Origin of the sequence: Phyllobacterium pellucidum, from assembly GCF_013327855.1 — a bacterium.
Classification (GTDB): Bacteria; Pseudomonadota; Alphaproteobacteria; order Rhizobiales; family Rhizobiaceae; genus Phyllobacterium; species Phyllobacterium pellucidum.
The window spans coordinates 532,471-550,193 of record NZ_JABUMX010000003.1 but is presented as its reverse complement, the minus strand read 5'-3'; the positions used below and the strand labels follow the sequence as shown (position 1 = coordinate 550,193).

Below are 17,723 nucleotides of genomic sequence, written 5' to 3'. Positions count from 1 at the left end.
GGCTTCTCCTGTTTCGGCGAATGGAAGCACTGCTCTAGGTCGTAAAGCGGAAGAAATCAATGAAAGCGCGCAGCGCCGGGCGCATTTGCCGGCGGCTCGGATAGTAAAGATAGACGCCCGGAAATGGCGCGCACCAATCTTCAAGGACGCAGCGCAGCCGACCGTCGGCAATCGCATCCTGCGCCATATGCTGGAGGAGAAAGGCGAGCCCTGCACCGCCAAGAGCGGCGGCGATAACCAGGCCGTCATCGCCAAGGACCAATGGGCCGTTCACATCGATGACGATCTCCTCGCCATCCTTTTCAAACTCCCAGCGATAGACCTGACCGCTGGCAAAGCGACGACGGATACAGCGATGCGCGACAAGATCGCGCGGATGCAACGGCAACGGGTGCGCATCGAGGTAGGCAGGGGTGCCGACGATATTGGCATGGATCGGACCGCTCAGCGGTACGGCGATCATGTCGGGCTCGAGGCTTTCGCCGAGGCGCATGCCGGCATCAAGTCCAGCGGCGACTATATCATTGAACGGTTCCTCGACCCTGAGTTCCAGCGTGACACCGGGATAGGCCGCGCTGAAGGCGGCGAGCCGCGGCGCAAGCAGCCAGTGGGCCGCGAAGGGCGGAACACTGAGGCGCAGATTGCCGGCAACGCGATTATTCGCTTCCTTGACCGCATCGAACGCGAGGTCGATCTCGCCGAGCGCCGGGCGCAGCCGCTTCAACAGCAGCGCGCCTTCCTCGGTGACGGTGACGCTGCGCGTGGTGCGAGCCAGCAACCTGACGCCCAGGGCCTGTTCGAGACTGGAGATGGCATGGCTTACTGCGGATGGCGCTATGCCGAGTTCCTTGGCTGCACCGCGAAAACCGCCGCAAGCGGCGACGCTGGCGAAAACGGCAAGTTGCGGCAGGCGGGATCGTTCCATTGATCTACCATATCGAACAAGCTGTGCCACCGACAAGGAATTATCGAACACTCCGACAGGCCTTATCTTCGACTCACCACACGAGACAAGGAGATCAGTGATGGAAAAACGCAAACTTGGAACGGAACTCAACGTCTCGGCCGTCGGTCTCGGCTGCATGGGCATGAGCTTCGCCTATGGCGGGCAGGAGGAAGCCGATGCAATCCGCACGCTGCAGCACGCAGTGGATATCGGCGTCACCTTCTTCGATACGGCCGAGGTCTACGGCCCGTTCGAGAATGAGATTCTGGTCGGCAAGGCGCTGAAGGACCGCAGGGACAAGGTGGTGATCGCCACGAAATTCGGCTTCAAGATTTCAGACGAAGGCGTGGGCGCTGCGCGCATGGCCGGCGTCGACAGCCGGCCGGAGCACGTGAAAGCAGTCGCGGAGGCCTCGCTCGGACGCCTTGGCATTGAGCAGATCGATCTCTTCTACCAGCACCGCGTCGATCCGAACGTCCCGATCGAAGACACGGTGGGCGCAATGGCCGACCTCGTAAAACAAGGCAAGGTCAAGGCGCTTGGCCTTTCGGAAGCGAGCGCCGCCACGATCCGCCGTGCGCACAAGGTGCATCCCATCGCCGCTGTACAAAGCGAATATTCTCTGTGGAGCCGCGATCCCGAGGACGAGGTTCTCGCCGTGTGCAAGGAGTTGGGCATCGGCTTCGTTCCCTATAGCCCGCTCGGGCGCGGCCTTCTGACCGGCACGATCAGCAAGCCCGACGAACTCGGAACGGATGACTGGCGGCGGACACTGCCGCGCTTCCAGGCCGAGAACATGGATGCGAATGCGGTGCTGATCGCCACGCTGAAGGGCCTTGCTGGCGACAAGGGTGTAACCCCGGCGCAGCTCGCGCTTGCCTGGGTGCTGCACCAGGGTGATTTCATCGTACCGATACCGGGCGCACGCAAGATCAAGCACCTCGAGGAGAATGCCGCCGCGGCTGATATCGAATTGTCCACGGCGGACCTTGCGAAGATCGGTGATGCGCTCTCTCCCAACCGCGTTGCCGGCAAGCGCTATACCGAGGCGGCTCTCGCCCTCGTCAACGGCTGATTGCAACCGCAGGGCGTTTCCGGGCGCCCTGCCATTCCTTCCAGAGGCTTGACAGACTGCCGACCCCCGGTGCCTATACCTGACCGCCGTTCGCCACTTTTAAAAATGCGTCGGCGGTTGTATATCGCGCAGGATCGATTTGTCTCAACAAGCCGCGCCGTTGGCCAATCTATAATGGCGCTCAACTGGAACATCATGGAAAAAGCAACGAAAAAGTCGCTTAGGCGCTGGGGTATCGGATTGGTTGTACTGGCAATTATCGCCTGGTTCGTACCCTATCTGGTGATCTTCTATCTGATCTGCGGCATCTATGATTTGTCGCGCAACAAGAATCTCAACTTGCAGGTGATCGAGCAGTATTTCTTCGGCAACGGCATTTTCACCTGGGTTCTTTCGCCGCTGAATATCATTCTCGACCTTCTCTCGCTCCCTTATATCAACAAGGGCGTTTACCGCCTGCAGGACCTGCCTTCCGACTATCAGGCGGAGGTGAAGCGCCTGATTACGGCGACTCAGAAGGAGAATATCGTCGGCCAGTTGCAGCAGCGCGCCGAGCAGCAATCGCGCAGCATGTTCTTCTTCAAATGGTACGGCAAGGATCAGCCAAGCTTCGCCAACGTGCCTTCGTTCTACGAGAAGTACAACTTCGTGAAGACGATCGGGGTTTCGGTCTTCAACAAGAAGAATTCGACGTCGAAGCACTTCGGGCCGATGCGCGCAACGATCCGCGTCCTCTACAATATCAACGACATGAATGACCGCTCGGCCTATATCTGGTGCGGCGACACCACCAGTTACTGGAAGGACGACAAGCTCTTCATCTTCGATGATACGCTGATGCACCAGTCAGTGAACCAGACCGACCAGACGCGCTATTGCCTCTTCGTCGATATCCTGCGCCCGTCCTACGTACCGGGATTCTTCGCCGCCGTCGTCGCCTTCATGGGTGTCGTCCTAAAGGGCAGCAATTCGGTATTCTACAAGAACTGGAAGGTCATTCAGAAGTAAGGCAACGTTCGCCTGTGCTTCTTCTTTCGCCTTATAGAACCTCCCATTATCCTCGGGCTTTTGTCCCGAGGACCCAGGCGGATCGCAAATGACCCGCGATAGCAGTGAAAAGACGTGGTCCGGGAAGGGGGTTATCCCCGCAATACGCCCCCGGTCTGCTTGGCGACATTCTCGACAATCCGCTTCGAAAGCGCCTCCAAATCTTCGTCGTTCAGCGTGCGCTCCTGCGGCTGGATCGCCACCTCGATCGCCACGGACTTCTTGTCTTGGCCGAGCGATGCGCCTTCGAACACGTCGAAGACCTGAACGCCTGTCACCAGCTTCTTGTCGCCGTTGAGAGCGGCCTTGACGATTGTGCCAGCTTCAACGCCCTTGTCGACGATGAACGCAAAGTCGCGGCGAAGCGCCTGGAAATCGGACAGGTTAAGCGCAGGCTTGGTACGCGTCGCCTTCTGCTTCGGCTCCGGGATAGCGTCGATGAAAACCTCGAAGCCACAGAGCGTGCCGCCGACATCGAGCGTCTCCAGAGTCTTCGGATGGAACTCGCCAAAGGTGCCGAGCACCACTTTGGGACCAAGCTTGATCACCCCCGACCGTCCGGGATGATACCAGCCGGGAGCACCGTATTCGACCTGCAGCTTGTCCACCGGCGCGCCGCAAGCCTCGAGCACGGCGAGGGCATCGGCCTTGGCGTCGAAAACGCCAACGGGCGCGGCATTGCCCGACCAATGGCGGCCTGAGCCGTCGAGACGGGCGGTGCCACGGCGAACGCCAGCGGCAACGCGCCGCTGCGCTTCCGGTGTGTCGCCCTCATAGGTTCCGGAAACCTCGAACAGGGCAAGATCGCTAAAGCCGCGATCGGCATTGCGCTGGGCGGCAGCAAGCAGGCCGGGCAGCAGGGAGGGGCGCATGTCCGACATATCGGAAGCGATCGGATTGGCGAGCTTCAATTGTGGCTGGCCGCCACCAAATGCCTTGGCCGCCGTTTCGGAAATGAACGACCAGGTGACAGCTTCCATCATGCCCCGCGTTGCCAATGCCCGGCGGGCGTGGCGGGTGCGGATCTGCAGGGTTGTCAGAATCTTGCCATTGACCGTCGCATGGCTCGGCAGCGCTTGCGGCTCGATGAGGTCGACGCCGTGAATACGCATGACCTCCTCGACGAGATCGGCCTTACCGTCGATATCGGGACGCCAGGAGGGCACGATCACGTCCACAGCCTCGCCCGTGCCTTGTGGCACGAAACCCAGGCGCGAAAGGATGTCGAGACTGGTTGCGGCAGGCACCTCGATGCCGGTCAGACGCTTGACGTCCGATAGCGGGAAGCGGACCACCTTCGGCGTGTGGCCTTCATAGCCGACGACCTTCGCCCCCGACGGCGTTCCGCCGCAGAAATCGAGCACAAGCTGCGTTGCCAGTTCCAGCCCCGGAATCATGAACTCCGGATCGACACCGCGCTCGAAGCGGTAACGCGCATCGGTGATGATGCCGAGATTGCGGCCGGTGCGAGCAATGTTCATCGCATCCCAGAGGGCCGATTCAATCACCACATTGGTGGTGTTCTCGTCGCAGCCGGAATGCTCTCCACCCATGATGCCGCCGATCGACTCGACCCCATCCGCATCGGCGATAACGACATTGTCCGGGCCGAGCTTGTACTCCTTGCCATTGAGGCCGAGGATTTCCTCCCCTGCCCTGGCATGGCGAACAGTAAGATCGCCCTTCACCTTGTCGGCGTCGAACACGTGCAGGGGCCGGCCACGGTCGAAAGTCAGGTAGTTGGTAATATCGACAAGCGCATTGATCGGCCGCAGGCCAATGGCGATCAGCCGCTGCTGCAGCCATTGCGGACTATGGCCATTCTTGACGCCCCTGACCGTGCGCCAGGCGAAACCCGGGCAGAGGTGGCGGTCAAGATCGAGCGAAACGCCAACCTGTGGCTCGCCCGTTCCCTTCACCGGCGCTATCGCCTGTTGCCTGAGCTTGCCGATCCCGGCGGCAGCCAGGTCGCGCGCGATCCCATAAACACTGGTGCAATCCGGACGGTTGGGCGTCAGATTGATCTCGATGACAGGATCGTCAAGCCCGGCATAGGCGGCAAAGCTGGTGCCCACGGGCGCATCTTCCGGCAGGTCAATAATGCCATTGTGCTCGTCAGACATCTGCAATTCGCGTTCCGAACACATCATGCCATGGCTCTCGACACCGCGAATCTTGCCGACCGACAGCGTAATATCAATGCCCGGGACATAGGTGCCGGGCGACGCAAACGCGCCGATCAAGCCGGCGCGCGCATTGGGTGCGCCGCAGACAACCTGTAGCGGTTTGCCGTCACCCGTGTCGACGGTCAGAACCTGCAATTTGTCGGCGTCGGGATGGCGGGCCGCAGTCAGCACCTTGGCAATGACGAAGGGCTTCAAGGCCGCCTTGTCGTCGAGCGATTCCACTTCGAGCCCGATCATCGTCAGGGTCTCGACAATCTTGTCGAGCGGCGCATCGGTTTCGAGGTGGTCTTTTAGCCAGGAGAGTGTGAATTTCATGATTTCACTCGTTTTCAGATTTTAGCGTTGGAGCGTTTCGACAAGGCCAAGCCGCTCGCACCGGAAACAGGTTTTTAGCGCTCCGCTCACGCGCTGAGGCCCCCAAATAGGGTCGGCATGTCGAGCGGGCGGAAGCCGTAATGCGACAGCCAGCGCACATCCGCATCGAAGAAAGCGCGCAGATCCGGCATGCCGTATTTCAGCATGGCAATGCGATCGATGCCCATGCCCCAGGCAAAGCCCTGATACTCATCGGGATCGAGGCCGCCGGCGCGCAGCACATTCGGATGCACCATGCCGCAGCCAAGAATCTCCATCCAGTCATTGCCCTCGCCGAACTTCACTTCCTTGCCGGAGCGATCGCACTGGATGTCGACCTCAAGCGATGGCTCGGTAAACGGGAAATAGGATGGACGGAAGCGCATCTTCAACGACGGCACTTCGAAGAACGCCTTGCAGAACTCTTCGAGCACCCATTTCATGTTGGCGACATTCGCCGTCTTGTCGATGACGAGGCCTTCGACCTGATGGAACATCGGCGAATGGGTCGCGTCGGAATCCATGCGATAGGTCTTGCCCGGAATAACGATGCGAATCGGCGGCTTCTGGTTCTCCATGGTGCGGACCTGAACCGGGCTCGTATGCGTGCGCAACACACGCCGTTCGCCGTTGGCATCCGGATTGAAGAAGAAGGTGTCGTGCATCTCGCGCGCCGGATGGCCTTCCGGAAAATTCAGCGCTGTGAAATTGTAATAGTCGGTCTCGATGTCTGGCCCTTCGGCAATGGAGAAGCCCATGTCGGCGAAGATTGCCGTGATCTCGTCGATGACCTGGCTGATTGGATGGATGCGGCCGCGCTCGACCGGAGAGGCGCGGACCGGCAGCGTGATGTCGACCTTTTCCTTTTCGAGACGAAGAGCGATGGCCACATCCTTGAGGGCGGCCTTGCGGGCCGTCAGCGCTTCGGTGATCCGGTTCTTCAGGCCATTGATGGCCGGGCCCTGGAACTGGCGCTCTTCCGGCGACATTGCGCCCAGCGACTTCAGCTTCTCCGAGATCGAGCCCTTCTTGCCGAGTGCAGCAATGCGTACGGCCTCAATGGCCGCTTCGTCATTGGCTGCCTCAATCTGCGCGACAAGCACGCTTTCCAGTTCTACCAGGTCGTCCATCGTTCATCACCTGTCTGATCGTCAATGACAAAAATCGAAAAACCCGCGCCAGCCGAGCCAGCGCGGGTTTCCCAAGTCTAATTTTCCGAAAATGCTTTGGGAGCGCTGGGCTTAGTGGACAGCGCCTTCAAAAGCGTTCGGAGTGGTGTTCTTGAGGTACTCAAGCGCCTTCTTGGCAGATGCGACGAGTGCACCGAATGCTTCCGGCTCGTGGATCGCGAGATCCGACAGAACCTTACGGTCGACTTCGATACCCGACTTCGACAGGCCGTCGATGAAACGGCTGTAGGTCAGGCCATGCTCGCGCACGGCGGCATTGATGCGCTGGGTCCAGAGCGCGCGGAACGTGCGCTTCTTGTTCTTGCGGTCGCGATAAGCGTACTGCTTCGAACGGTCAACGGCAGCCTTTGCGGTGCGGATCGTATTCTTGCGGCGGCCACGGAAACCCTCGGCCTGCTTCAGAACTTTTTTGTGCTTGGCGTGGGACGTAACGCCCCGTTTTACACGTGCCATGATATGATCTCCTTGTCTTAAGGACTAAAAACGCGCCCGGCTTAGAGGCCGTTGGGCAAGAACTTCTTCACGATCTTCGCATCGGCATCGGAAAGAACCATTGTGCCACGTGCGTCACGGATGAATTTGTTCGAACGTTTGATCATGCCATGGCGTTTGCCAGCGGCGGCGGCTTTGACTTTGCCAGTCCCGGTTACTTTGAACCGCTTCTTGGCAGCAGATTTGGTCTTCATCTTGGGCATTTTGCTACTCCATTCTTCTAAAGGAGCCCTTGTGTTTCCATGAAACGGCGGCTCCTGTTTTTCCACTTCAGGCCGACCAAAGCCTGAAAGCATACAAAACCGCCACGGCATGCCCTGCCGGGCGGTTTGAACGGGGCCTTATTACCAGAAGTCTGAAAAAGCGCAACAACTGAATCGATCAAGGCCGATTGTAAATGAAAAAGCCGCCCGAAGGCGGCTCTTGATCCGAGGAAAGCGCCTGTCAGCGCGGTGCGAGCACCATCATCATCTGGCGGCCTTCAAGCTTCGGCTCCGCCTCGACCTTGGAAATCTCGACAGTATCTTCCTTCACCCGGTCGAGCAGACGCATGCCGAGTTCCTGGTGCGCCATTTCACGGCCGCGGAAACGCAGCGTTACCTTGACCTTGTCGCCCTCATCGAAGAACCGCTTGATCGCCTTCATCTTCACATCATAGTCATGCGTATCGATGTTCGGACGCATCTTGATTTCTTTGATTTCGACTGTCTTCTGCTTCTTGCGCGCCTCAGCGGCCTTCTTCTGGCCCTGGTACTTCAGCTTGCCCAGATCGACGATCTTGCAAACCGGCGGCTCGGCATTGGGGACGATCTCGACGAGATCAAGTCCGGCCTCATCGGCCATGGCCAGTGCTGCCTGAATGGTAACGATACCGTGGTTTTCACCTTCGGCATCGATCAATTGTACCTGAGGTACGCGGATATCGCGGTTCGAACGAGGTCCATCTTTCTGGACCGCCTGTGCTCTAAAGGGTCGGCGAATGGCAGTAGTCTCCTTGAATTATTTCGGTCAACGCAAATAGCACCGTCGGACCAGCGCCGCAATGCTTCTATGCGTCGGGCCCATGCGAATACCATTTTTTTCGGGATAAATCATCCATGACAGACATAGGATTGTTTCAGTTTTATGCAATATCGCGGGCTTTATTGCCAGGTGCGAACATGGCAAAAGGCAGTATAGCGATAGATGACAGGCATGCTCATGGACATTACCCCGCCCCAGTTCCACACCGTCGATGGGATCGAGATTGCCTACCGCAGGCGGAATGGAGGCGAACCCGGTCTCGTCTGGCTCGGCGGCTATCGCTCGGACATGCTCGGCACCAAGGCCGAATGGCTCGATCAATGGGCTGCAAGCAGTGGCCTTGCCTATCTTCGGCACGACTATTCCGGGCACGGCGAATCCCGCGGTGAATTCCGCGACGGCACGATTTCGCTCTGGCTCGAACAGACGCTGGCGGTGTTCCGCGATTTCACCTCCGGGCCCCAGATCGTAATCGGCTCGTCGATGGGCGGCTGGATTGCCCTACGCCTCATCGAAGAACTGCAGAAGGTCGGTGAAGGCGGACGGGTCGCCGGCCTCGTCCTTATTGCGCCGGCGCCCGACTTCACCTCGGAACTGGTAGAGCCGCAACTGACCAACAAGCAGCGGCGGCAGATCGCCGAGCTTGGCTATATGGAAGAGCCGTCGGAGTATTCGCCGGAGCCCTATATCTACACGAAGAAGCTGCTCGAAGACGGGCGTACCAACCAGGTATTGAAGGGCGTCATCCAGACCGACTGCCCCATTCACATTCTCCAAGGCATGAAGGACGACGACGTTCCCTATCGCCATGCGTTGCGACTCGTCGATCATCTTCCCGTCGACGACGTGACGATCACCCTCGTTCGCGACGGCGACCACCGCCTTTCCCGCCCGCAGGACCTTGAACTTCTGACGCGAACCGTGTCTTCAATGGTCGATCGCATCACCCATCCAAAGTCCCGCCCGCCCGTTCAATAGGTCACCCTCATGCGCTTTTCAGTGGTTGCTTCTGCCGTCGTTGCTGCGGTCGTCGGTTTCGGCGGTACGCTGGCGCTGATTATCGCGGCGGCCCAGGCGCTGGGCGCGACACAGGCCGAGACCGCAAGCTGGGTCACCGCGGTCTGTCTCGCAATGTTCTTCGCCACCGGCTACCTCAGCTGGCGCTACAAAATGCCGATTATCAGTGCATGGTCGACCCCTGGCCTTGCGCTTATCGGCGGGTCTATCGGCTTTTCCATGCCTGAGGCCGTCGGTGCCTTTATCGTCACCGCCCTTGCCATCATCCTTACGGGGTTGATCAAGCCGGTCTCGGCTTTCGTCTCGAAGATCCCGGCTTCCATCGCCTCGGGCATGCTTGCCGGCGTGCTCTTTGCCTTCCTCATCGGCGCGGCGCGAACCATACCGATTGATCCGCTGTTTGTTCTGCCGCTGGCGGCGCTGTTCTTCATCATCCGGCTCTATAACCCTGCCATGGCCGTCCTCGCGGTACTTTTCGGCGGCGTGGTATACGCCTTTGCTAGCGGGCGCGTGGCAAGCGTCCCCTCGGTCGAACTGTCGACATTGACGCTGATCATGCCGGTGTTCGACCTGCGCGCCATGATCGGCCTTGCCCTGCCGCTTTATCTCGTCACCATGGCTTCGCAGAACCTGCCGGGTTTTGCGGTCTTGCGCGCGGCAGGTTACGAGCCGCCGACGGCCGCGGCTTTGCAGGTGACCGGCCTTGTCTCGCTGCTGAGCGCGCCCTTTGGTGGGCACACCAGCAATATGGCGGCGATCTCGGCCGCCATCTGCACCGGTCCCGATGCCCATCCTGACCCGCAGAAGCGTTGGCTGACCGGACCGTTCTATGCGCTTTCCTATCTGATATTTGCGATCTTCGGCGCCTCCCTCGTCGCGCTGTTCGCCGTTCTGCCGGCGCCGCTGATCGCGCTCGTCGCCGGCCTCGCCCTCATCGGTGCATTTACCAACGCGCTATCGCTCGCGCTCAAGACAGAAAAGGAGCGCCTTGCCGCAATCGTGACCTTCGCGGTCACGGCATCCGGCATCTCGATCGCGGGAATCGGCGCGGCCTTCTGGGCGCTCGTTGCGGGCCTGCTCGTCTATTGGCTCGATCACGTAAAGAAAGCGGTCTGATTCCAAAGGCTTGTCGCATTTGGAGTCACGTTTTCTTGAAAAGCCAAAATTTCCTTCCCATGTCGTAATCGATCGACCAATCGGGGTCGGGCTTTCTTCAGTAAGGAAGGGCTTTAGATGAACAATGCTGCTTTGATCCGGCCAGGCTGGACCCCGGCGACCATCGCTCTGATGATTATCGGTTTCATGCTGTTCTGGCCACTTGGCTTAGCCATGCTTGCCTACATTGTCTGGGGCAACCGGTTTGGCGGTTTCAAACACGAAATGAACAATGCCGCTGAAAACGTCTGCGGTGCGTGGCGCCGCAATAGCCGTTCGCAGCGTTTCGGCCGAGGTCCGTTCGGCACCGGCAACGTCGCCTTCGACGAATGGCGCGAGAAGGAACTGGAGCGCCTCGACGAGGAACGCCGCAAGCTCGAAGAGATGCGCGCCGAGTTCGAGACCTATGCGCAGGAACTGCGCCGCGCCAAGGACAGGGAAGAATTCGACCGCTTCATGGCCGATCGCAACGCCAGGAAGCCTTCGGGATCGGTTCCTGATGTGAATGAAGGCAACGGCGAATAACCCTGTTTCAATCGTTCGTTGCTTTATGAGGCGGCGCCGGGATGTCCCGGCGCCGCTCCTGTTTTGGCTGGCGACACCCCTCGAATCAACTAAAGTGGCCGCATGATCCTGTCCCTGTTTCGGAATCCGCCGAAAAAGTCCGCCACGCTCACGGCTGAACGCAGCTACGAGGTGGCCGGGCGCGTTCTGCCGCTGCGCGTCATGGAGAACCCTCGCGCTACACGCTTGACGCTGCGGATCGACGCCGGTGGCAAGGGACTGCGCATGACCGTGCCACCCGGCATGCCGGCGCGAGAGATCGATAAGTTCCTCACGCGCCACGAGGGTTGGATCGAGACCCGCATCTCCAAGATGCCCGACCAGCCCAAGGTGCGCCCCGGCGTGAAGATACCGGTGCGAGGTGTGCCGCATCTCATCGTTCACGAACCCGCCAAGCGCGGCACGGTCCGGCAGGAGCAGGGGCCAGACGGGCCATTGCTCATCATCTGCGGTGACCGCCCACATCTTGCCCGCCGCGTCGGCGATTTCCTCAAGCGGGAAGCCCGCCGTGATCTTGAGATGCTCGTCGCGCGCCATACTGCGGCTGTCGGCAGACGCGCAAAAGCGGTGCGGTTGAAGGATACGAAAAGCCGCTGGGGCTCTTGCACCTCCGATGGCACGCTGTCCTTTTCCTGGCGCATCATGATGGCCCCGCCGCCGATCATCAATTATCTGGTCGCGCACGAGGTCGCCCACCTTAAGGAAATGAACCACGGTCCGAAATTCTGGAAGTTGTGCGGCGAACTTTGCCCGGATACCGAGCGCTGCAAGGCCTGGCTGAAGCGCAATGGCGGCGCATTGCAGGCAATCGATTTCAGCTGATGGCAGTGGAACTTCCAACGCCGGTTTTGCAGGCCGCAAAAACGCTGTGGGAATATCACCACATCTACGATCCGCTCGCCAAGGCGGACCTGATCATCGGGCTCGGCAGCTACGATCTGCGCGTCGCCGACCATTGCGCCGCGTTGTTTCATCAGGGTCTGGCGCCGCGTATTCTCTTTACCGGCAAATCCGGCAACTGGACCGGCAACCTTTATGAAAGCAGCGAGGCAGAGGCGTTTGCGCACCGTGCCGTCAATCTTGGCGTGCCCGCCGTCTCCATTCTCATCGAGCCCCACGCCACCAATATCGGCGAGAATATCCGCTTTGCCAGATCAATGGCCGGCGAGCATATCCAGCGGGTCATTATGGTCACTAAGCCGCAGACCCAGCGGCGCGTCCGCGCCACGGCGGATGCACAATGGCCTGAAGTTGCAACGCTGGTGACCGCACCACTTACCCGTTTCGAAGACCAACCGACGACGGCCTATTCGCTTGAGGGCCTTATCAACGAGATGGTCGGCGACGTGCATCGCATGAGGATTTACCCCATAAAAGGCTATCAGACAGCGCAATCCATCCCCGTATCCGTCGCGGATGCGTTCGAATTTCTTGTCGCGAAGGGCTATCACCACCATCTGTGACAGAGTCCGATGCAAAATCCTCGACTTTGGCGCATTTTCATGCGAGTGGCGGGTCATGAGCCTTGATATAAAGATATGCGGATTGAAAACCGACGAAGCAGTTGCCGCTGCCCTCGACGGTGGCGCCACGCATATCGGCTTCATCTTCTTTGCAAAGAGCCCGCGCAATATTAACCCTGCCGAGGCCGGTCGTCTGCGCCGCGCCGCCGCAGGCCGAGCAAAGGCCGTTGCCGTTACCGTTGATGCCGACGATGCCGCGCTCGATGCGATCGTTTCGGAAATGGCGCCTGATATGCTGCAGTTGCACGGCCACGAGAGCGTCTCGCGCGTGCGGCAGGTGAAAGCGCGTTATGGCCTCCCGGTGATCAAGGTCTTCTCGCTGCGCGAGCGCGGCGACCTTGCGCAGATCGAACCGTACATCGGCATCGCCGATCGGCTGATGTTCGATGCCAAGGCACCTGCAGGCTCGGCCTTGCCGGGTGGCAATGGCGTCGCGTTCGATTGGCAGGTCTTGAGTGAGCTTGACGGCTCGCTCGATTACATTCTGTCCGGCGGGCTGAATGCCGGTAATATCGGCCAGGCATTGCAGGAGACATTGCCGGGCGGCATTGATATTTCATCCGGCGTCGAATCGGCGCCCGGCGTTAAGGATGTCGGGCTTATCAAGGAATTTTTCAGGGCCGTGCGCGCTGCCAAAAGCGCCGATGCGGCTTAAGGCGGGCAGTCGCTTCGGCGACTATCCCAGGAACGGAGTGGAGCAGTGAACAAGGTGGTTGAGCCCAATTCATTCAAGACAGGTCCCGACGAAGAGGGCATGTTCGGCATTTTCGGCGGGCGCTTTGTTGCCGAAACGCTGATGCCGCTCATTCTTGAATTGCAGCAGGCCTATGACGACGCCAAGAATGATCCGGCCTTCAAGGCCGAGCTTCAGGCGCTTTCCACGCACTACGCCGGCCGGCCGTCCAAGCTCTATTATGCCGAGGGCCTAACCCGGCACGTGCGCCAGCTCGCCAAGGATCAGGGCGGCAATGGCGGCGCCAAGATCTACTTCAAGCGCGAAGACCTCAATCACACCGGCAGCCACAAGATCAACAATTGCCTCGGGCAAATCCTGCTCGCCAAGCGCATGGGCAAGACCCGCATCATCGCCGAGACTGGCGCCGGACAGCATGGCGTCGCCTCGGCTACGGTGTCGGCTCGCTTCGGGCTCCCCTGCGTCGTCTATATGGGCGCGACCGACGTCGAGCGGCAGAAGCCGAACGTCTTCCGCATGAAGCTGCTTGGTGCCGAAGTGAAGCCGGTTTCCTCCGGCCATGGCACGCTCAAGGATGCCATGAACGAAGCGTTGCGTGACTGGGTCACCAATGTCGACGACACCTACTACCTGATCGGCACAGCCGCTGGTCCCCATCCCTATCCCGAACTCGTTCGCGACTTCCAGTCCGTCATCGGCATTGAGGCACGCGAGCAGATCCTCGAACAGGAGGGGCGCCTGCCCGACACGATCATCGCTGCCGTCGGCGGCGGGTCCAACGCAATCGGCCTGTTCCACCCGTTCCTTGACGACAAGAGCGTCGACATCATCGGTATCGAGGCTGGCGGACGAGGGCTTGACGGTATCGAACATTGTGCCTCGATGAGCGCTGGCCGTCCCGGCGTTTTGCACGGCAACCGCACCTACCTCCTGCAGGATCAGGATGGCCAGATCCTTGACGGCCACTCGGTTTCGGCCGGCCTTGATTATCCGGGCGTCGGACCCGAGCATTCCTGGCTGCGCGATACGGGCCGCGTTTCCTACGTGCCGATCCTTGACAATGAGGCGCTCGACGCCTTCCAGCTGACCACACGCGTAGAGGGTATTATTCCGGCGCTCGAATCCGCCCACGCCATCGCGCACGCGGTGAAGATCGCGCCGCAGATGGCGCAGGACAAGATCATGATCGTCAATCTATCCGGCCGCGGCGATAAGGACGTACACACGGTCGGCAAACTGCTTGGAATGGACATCTGATCATGACGACGCGTATCGACAGGAAATTTGCTGCACTGAAAGCCGAGGGTCGTCCGGCGCTCGTGACCTACTTCATGGGCGGCGACCCGGATTTCGACACCTCGCTCAAGATCATGAAGTCGTTGCCGGTCTCGGGTTCCGATATCATCGAACTCGGCGTGCCCTTTTCCGATCCCATGGCTGATGGCCCCGCCATTCAGGCTGCGGGCCTGCGGGCGCTGAAAAAAGGCATGACCCTGACCAAGACCCTGGAGCTTGCCAAGCAGTTTCGCGCGAGCGACGATACGACGCCGATCGTGCTGATGGGCTACTACAATCCCATCTACATTTACGGTGTCGACCGCTTCCTGAAGGATGCCGTTGCGGCGGGAATCGATGGTCTCATCATCGTCGACCTGCCGCCGGAAATGGACGAAGAGCTGTGCATCCCCGCTATCAAGGCCGGGATCAACTTCATTCGCCTGGCGACGCCGACGACGGACGAAAAGCGCCTGCCGAAAGTGCTGCAGAACACCTCCGGCTTCGTCTACTACGTATCGATGACCGGCATCACCGGCTCGGCGCTTCCTGACACGTCGAAGGTTGCGAGCGCCGTGGAGCGCATCAAGAAGCACACGGACCTTCCGGTCGTCGTCGGTTTCGGCGTCAAGACCGCAGAACAGGCGAAAGTGATCGGCAGCGCTGCCGACGGTGTCGTCGTCGGTACGGCGATCATCAATGCCGTTGCCAATACGATCCGTCCCGATGGCTCGCTGGTCGCCGATCCTGCCGAGGCAGTTGCCACCATGGTGCAGGGCCTCTCCAGCGGCGTCAGGGCTGTACGCCTTGCGGCGGCCGAGTAGAAGCTCTAAATCACCTGAACCTTTGACGGAAGAACAGGACCGATCATGAACTGGATCACGAATTACGTTCGGCCAAAGATCAACTCGATGCTTGGCCGCCGTGAAATGCCGGAGAATCTCTGGATCAAGGATCCGGAGTCCGGAGAGATGGTCTTCCACACGGATCTCGAAAAGAACCAGAGGGTCGTGCCGTCTTCCGGCCACCACATGCGCATTCCGGCGCGTGATCGGCTGCGCTTTTTCTTCGATGACGGGATTTTCGAGACGCTCGAGCAGCCCAAGGTCGCCATCGATCCTTTGAAATTCCGCGATGAGAAGCGCTATATCGACCGCCTCAAGGAACATCGCACCAAGACCGGGCAGGACGACGCAATCATCAACGCCCTCGGCACCATCGAGGGTCTGCCGATCGTCGTCACGATCCACGACTTCAGCTTCATGGGCGGTTCGCTCGGGATGGCAGCGGGCGAGGCAATCATCAAGGGTTTTGAAACAGCGATCGCACAGAAGAAGCCGCTGGTGCTCTTTGCCGCATCGGGCGGGGCGCGCATGCAAGAGGGCATTCTTTCGCTGATGCAGCTGCCGCGCACCACGGTTGCCGTGGAAATGCTGAAGGAAGCCGGCCTGCCCTATATCGTCGTCCTGACCAATCCGACGACCGGCGGCGTCTCCGCATCCTATGCCATGCTCGGCGATATCCATATTGCAGAACCAGGCGCCCTGATCGGCTTTGCCGGGCAGCGCGTCATCGAACAGACCATCCGCGAGAAACTGCCGGAAGGTTTCCAGCGCGCCGAATATTTGAAAACCCACGGCATGGTCGACATGGTGGTGCCGCGGCCGCAGCTCAAGACGACTATTGCCCGGCTCCTCAAGATGATGATGGGCCAGCCGGCGACGGAAATTGCCGAGGAGACCGATGTGCCGAATGGTCTCGCCACCACCGCTTTGCCGGTTCCGGCCAAGGCCGATTCCTGATGCCGCTGCGCCATACCTAAAGCCGGATGTGCAATGTCGTCGCATGCTGAAAAGGAAATAGAACGGCTGCTCGGCTTGCACCCGAAGGGCTTCGACCTGTCGCTCGGCCGGATCACACGCCTGCTCGACACGTTGGGCAATCCGCATCTGAGACTCCCGCCGGTGATCCATGTCGCCGGGACCAACGGCAAGGGTTCGGCGGTAGCCTTCTCTCGCGCACTGCTCGAGGCTGCGGGCTATACCGCGCATGTGCATACCTCCCCCCATCTCGTGCGCTGGCATGAGCGTTACAGGCTCGGTGCACCGGGCGGCGGCAAGATTGTCGAGGATGTGGTTCTGGCGGAAGCGGTGAAACGCGTCGCCGAAGCCAACGCCGGGCAGGCGATCACCGTTTTTGAAATTTTGACGGCAGTCACCTTTGTGCTTTTTTCCGAGCACCCGGCGGACGCCGTTGTCCTTGAGGTCGGTCTTGGCGGAAGGTTCGACGCGACAAATGTGATCCCGGAGCCGGCGGTCAGCGTCATCATGCCGATCTCGCTCGACCACCAGCCCTATCTTGGCGATCGTGTGGAGCTCATTGCAGCCGAGAAGGCGGGCATTATCAAGCCGCGTTGCCCCGTCGTTATTGGCGCGCAGGACGAAGAAGCCGTGCGCATGGTCCTGATCGAGACCGCAGAGCGGCGCGATTGCCCCTATGCCGTCTATGGCCAGGATTTCCTGAGTTTCGAAGAGCGCGGCCGCATGATCTATCAGGACAATACCGGCCTGATGGACCTGCCCCTGCCGAACCTTCTTGGCCGCCATCAACTGGCCAATGCGGCCGCGGCCATCCAGGCCGTGCGGACCGCCGGCTTTAAAGTTCCCGAACAGGCCGTCGAGCGCGCCATGACCACCGTGGAGTGGCCGGCGCGCATGCAGCGCCTCGTCAAGGGCAAGCTTGTTGAACTATCCGTACCCGGTTCGGAGATCTGGCTCGACGGCGGGCACAATCCCGGTGCGGGCCTCGTGGTCGCAGAGGCGATCGCCACCCTTGAAGACCGCAGCCAGCGCCCGCTTTTCCTCATTACGGGCATGATCAATACCAAGGACCCGGTGGGATACTTCCAGGCATTCACCGGCATGGCGCGCCACGTCTATACGGTGCCGATCCGCTCCAGCGGCGCCGGTATCCCCCACGACGAGCTGGCAATCGCTGCCAATGAAGCGGGTCTTTCCGCCGAGCCGGTGCATTCGGTGGAGAATGCCCTGAAAATCTTGCGCGATAGCTGGGACTCCAGCGAGCCCGCGCCGCGCATCCTCATCGGCGGCTCGCTCTATCTTGCCGGCGAAGTGCTCTCCGACAACGGCACGCCGCCACAATAAAAAACCCGGCATAAGGCC

General features: G+C 60.1%; 18 protein-coding genes. 12 read left to right on the top strand and 6 right to left on the bottom strand.

Annotated features, from left to right (window positions below; translation table 11 throughout):
• Nucleotides 1-34: 34 nt before the first annotated feature.
• Nucleotides 35-925, bottom strand: a complete 891-nt coding sequence (locus HQ945_RS16015; RefSeq protein WP_113279899.1) for a LysR family transcriptional regulator — start codon at nucleotides 923-925, stop codon at nucleotides 35-37.
• A gap of 100 nt (nucleotides 926-1,025) precedes the next feature.
• Between HQ945_RS16015 and HQ945_RS16010 the strand changes: the two genes are divergently transcribed.
• Nucleotides 1,026-2,021, top strand: a complete 996-nt coding sequence (locus HQ945_RS16010; protein WP_027230880.1) for an aldo/keto reductase — start codon at nucleotides 1,026-1,028, stop codon at nucleotides 2,019-2,021.
• Between the two features lie 195 nt (nucleotides 2,022-2,216).
• On the top strand, nucleotides 2,217-3,029 hold the full coding sequence (locus HQ945_RS16005) for an aspartyl/asparaginyl beta-hydroxylase domain-containing protein (protein WP_027230881.1): 813 nt from the start codon (nucleotides 2,217-2,219) through the stop codon (nucleotides 3,027-3,029).
• 131 nt (nucleotides 3,030-3,160) lie between these two features.
• On the opposite strand, the gene pheT is transcribed toward HQ945_RS16005, so the two are convergent.
• From pheT to infC, 5 genes are all read right to left on the bottom strand, one after another.
• Nucleotides 3,161-5,569 carry a phenylalanine--tRNA ligase subunit beta gene (gene pheT / locus HQ945_RS16000; protein WP_174208281.1) on the bottom strand — a complete coding sequence of 803 codons (2,409 nt, stop codon included), beginning with the start codon at nucleotides 5,567-5,569 and terminating at the stop codon, nucleotides 3,161-3,163.
• Between the two features lie 86 nt (nucleotides 5,570-5,655).
• A complete protein-coding gene (pheS, locus tag HQ945_RS15995) occupies nucleotides 5,656-6,738 on the bottom strand; it encodes a phenylalanine--tRNA ligase subunit alpha (RefSeq protein ID WP_027230883.1) in 1,083 nt (360 codons plus the stop codon).
• 111 nt (nucleotides 6,739-6,849) lie between these two features.
• The gene (gene rplT / locus HQ945_RS15990; protein ID WP_027230884.1) at nucleotides 6,850-7,251 is read right to left on the bottom strand and encodes a 50S ribosomal protein L20; all 402 of its coding nucleotides are present in this window, start codon (nucleotides 7,249-7,251) and stop codon (nucleotides 6,850-6,852) included.
• A gap of 41 nt (nucleotides 7,252-7,292) precedes the next feature.
• Nucleotides 7,293-7,493 (bottom strand): 50S ribosomal protein L35, encoded by a 201-nt coding sequence (rpmI, locus tag HQ945_RS15985; protein ID WP_027230885.1) that lies wholly within the window; start codon nucleotides 7,491-7,493, stop codon nucleotides 7,293-7,295.
• A gap of 241 nt (nucleotides 7,494-7,734) precedes the next feature.
• Complete coding sequence (infC, locus tag HQ945_RS15980) at nucleotides 7,735-8,271, bottom strand: translation initiation factor IF-3 (RefSeq protein ID WP_036813559.1); 537 nt, start codon at nucleotides 8,269-8,271, stop codon at nucleotides 7,735-7,737.
• Nucleotides 8,272-8,490: 219 nt separating this feature from the next.
• Here infC and HQ945_RS15975 point away from each other — a divergent pair, with 219 nt between their 5' ends.
• From HQ945_RS15975 to HQ945_RS15930, 10 genes are all read left to right on the top strand, one after another.
• Nucleotides 8,491-9,291: an alpha/beta hydrolase gene (locus HQ945_RS15975; protein WP_091921540.1), complete on the top strand. Its 801-nt coding sequence runs from the start codon at nucleotides 8,491-8,493 to the stop codon at nucleotides 9,289-9,291.
• Nucleotides 9,292-9,300: 9 nt separating this feature from the next.
• A complete protein-coding gene (locus HQ945_RS15970) occupies nucleotides 9,301-10,446 on the top strand; it encodes a benzoate/H(+) symporter BenE family transporter (RefSeq protein ID WP_174208280.1) in 1,146 nt (381 codons plus the stop codon).
• A gap of 117 nt (nucleotides 10,447-10,563) precedes the next feature.
• Complete coding sequence (locus HQ945_RS15965; RefSeq protein ID WP_113279903.1) at nucleotides 10,564-11,010, top strand: DUF2852 domain-containing protein; 447 nt, start codon at nucleotides 10,564-10,566, stop codon at nucleotides 11,008-11,010.
• Nucleotides 11,011-11,112: 102 nt separating this feature from the next.
• Complete coding sequence (locus tag HQ945_RS15960) at nucleotides 11,113-11,871, top strand: M48 family metallopeptidase (RefSeq protein WP_113279904.1); 759 nt, start codon at nucleotides 11,113-11,115, stop codon at nucleotides 11,869-11,871.
• A complete protein-coding gene (locus HQ945_RS15955; RefSeq protein WP_113279905.1) occupies nucleotides 11,871-12,512 on the top strand; it encodes a YdcF family protein in 642 nt (213 codons plus the stop codon). Before HQ945_RS15960 ends, HQ945_RS15955 begins: the two co-directional genes overlap by 1 nt.
• A 55-nt stretch (nucleotides 12,513-12,567) precedes the next feature.
• Nucleotides 12,568-13,227 (top strand): phosphoribosylanthranilate isomerase, encoded by a 660-nt coding sequence (locus tag HQ945_RS15950; protein ID WP_113279906.1) that lies wholly within the window; start codon nucleotides 12,568-12,570, stop codon nucleotides 13,225-13,227.
• Between the two features lie 45 nt (nucleotides 13,228-13,272).
• A complete protein-coding gene (gene trpB / locus HQ945_RS15945) occupies nucleotides 13,273-14,523 on the top strand; it encodes a tryptophan synthase subunit beta (RefSeq protein WP_174208279.1) in 1,251 nt (416 codons plus the stop codon).
• 2 nt (nucleotides 14,524-14,525) lie between these two features.
• The gene (gene trpA / locus HQ945_RS15940) at nucleotides 14,526-15,365 is read left to right on the top strand and encodes a tryptophan synthase subunit alpha (RefSeq protein WP_174208278.1); all 840 of its coding nucleotides are present in this window, start codon (nucleotides 14,526-14,528) and stop codon (nucleotides 15,363-15,365) included.
• A 45-nt stretch (nucleotides 15,366-15,410) separates the two neighbouring features.
• Nucleotides 15,411-16,343: an acetyl-CoA carboxylase, carboxyltransferase subunit beta gene (gene accD / locus HQ945_RS15935; RefSeq protein ID WP_174208277.1), complete on the top strand. Its 933-nt coding sequence runs from the start codon at nucleotides 15,411-15,413 to the stop codon at nucleotides 16,341-16,343.
• 33 nt (nucleotides 16,344-16,376) lie between these two features.
• On the top strand, nucleotides 16,377-17,705 hold the full coding sequence (locus HQ945_RS15930) for a bifunctional folylpolyglutamate synthase/dihydrofolate synthase (RefSeq protein ID WP_174208276.1): 1,329 nt from the start codon (nucleotides 16,377-16,379) through the stop codon (nucleotides 17,703-17,705).
• Nucleotides 17,706-17,723 lie beyond the last annotated feature (18 nt).

Coding starts and splice junctions, on each gene's coding strand:
- HQ945_RS15960 (WP_113279904.1), top strand. CDS start 11,113: ATGATCCTGTCCCTGTTTCGGAATCCGCCGAAAAAGTCCGCCACGCTC.
- HQ945_RS16010 (WP_027230880.1), top strand. CDS start 1,026: ATGGAAAAACGCAAACTTGGAACGGAACTCAACGTCTCGGCCGTCGGT.
- trpA (WP_174208278.1), top strand. CDS start 14,526: ATGACGACGCGTATCGACAGGAAATTTGCTGCACTGAAAGCCGAGGGT.
- HQ945_RS15955 (WP_113279905.1), top strand. CDS start 11,871: ATGGCAGTGGAACTTCCAACGCCGGTTTTGCAGGCCGCAAAAACGCTG.
- rpmI (WP_027230885.1), bottom strand. CDS start 7,493: ATGCCCAAGATGAAGACCAAATCTGCTGCCAAGAAGCGGTTCAAAGTA.
- HQ945_RS16015 (WP_113279899.1), bottom strand. CDS start 925: ATGGAACGATCCCGCCTGCCGCAACTTGCCGTTTTCGCCAGCGTCGCC.
- HQ945_RS15950 (WP_113279906.1), top strand. CDS start 12,568: ATGAGCCTTGATATAAAGATATGCGGATTGAAAACCGACGAAGCAGTT.
- accD (WP_174208277.1), top strand. CDS start 15,411: ATGAACTGGATCACGAATTACGTTCGGCCAAAGATCAACTCGATGCTT.
- HQ945_RS15930 (WP_174208276.1), top strand. CDS start 16,377: ATGTCGTCGCATGCTGAAAAGGAAATAGAACGGCTGCTCGGCTTGCAC.
- pheT (WP_174208281.1), bottom strand. CDS start 5,569: ATGAAATTCACACTCTCCTGGCTAAAAGACCACCTCGAAACCGATGCG.
- HQ945_RS15975 (WP_091921540.1), top strand. CDS start 8,491: ATGGACATTACCCCGCCCCAGTTCCACACCGTCGATGGGATCGAGATT.
- HQ945_RS15965 (WP_113279903.1), top strand. CDS start 10,564: ATGAACAATGCTGCTTTGATCCGGCCAGGCTGGACCCCGGCGACCATC.
- pheS (WP_027230883.1), bottom strand. CDS start 6,738: ATGGACGACCTGGTAGAACTGGAAAGCGTGCTTGTCGCGCAGATTGAG.
- HQ945_RS16005 (WP_027230881.1), top strand. CDS start 2,217: ATGGAAAAAGCAACGAAAAAGTCGCTTAGGCGCTGGGGTATCGGATTG.
- HQ945_RS15970 (WP_174208280.1), top strand. CDS start 9,301: ATGCGCTTTTCAGTGGTTGCTTCTGCCGTCGTTGCTGCGGTCGTCGGT.
- rplT (WP_027230884.1), bottom strand. CDS start 7,251: ATGGCACGTGTAAAACGGGGCGTTACGTCCCACGCCAAGCACAAAAAA.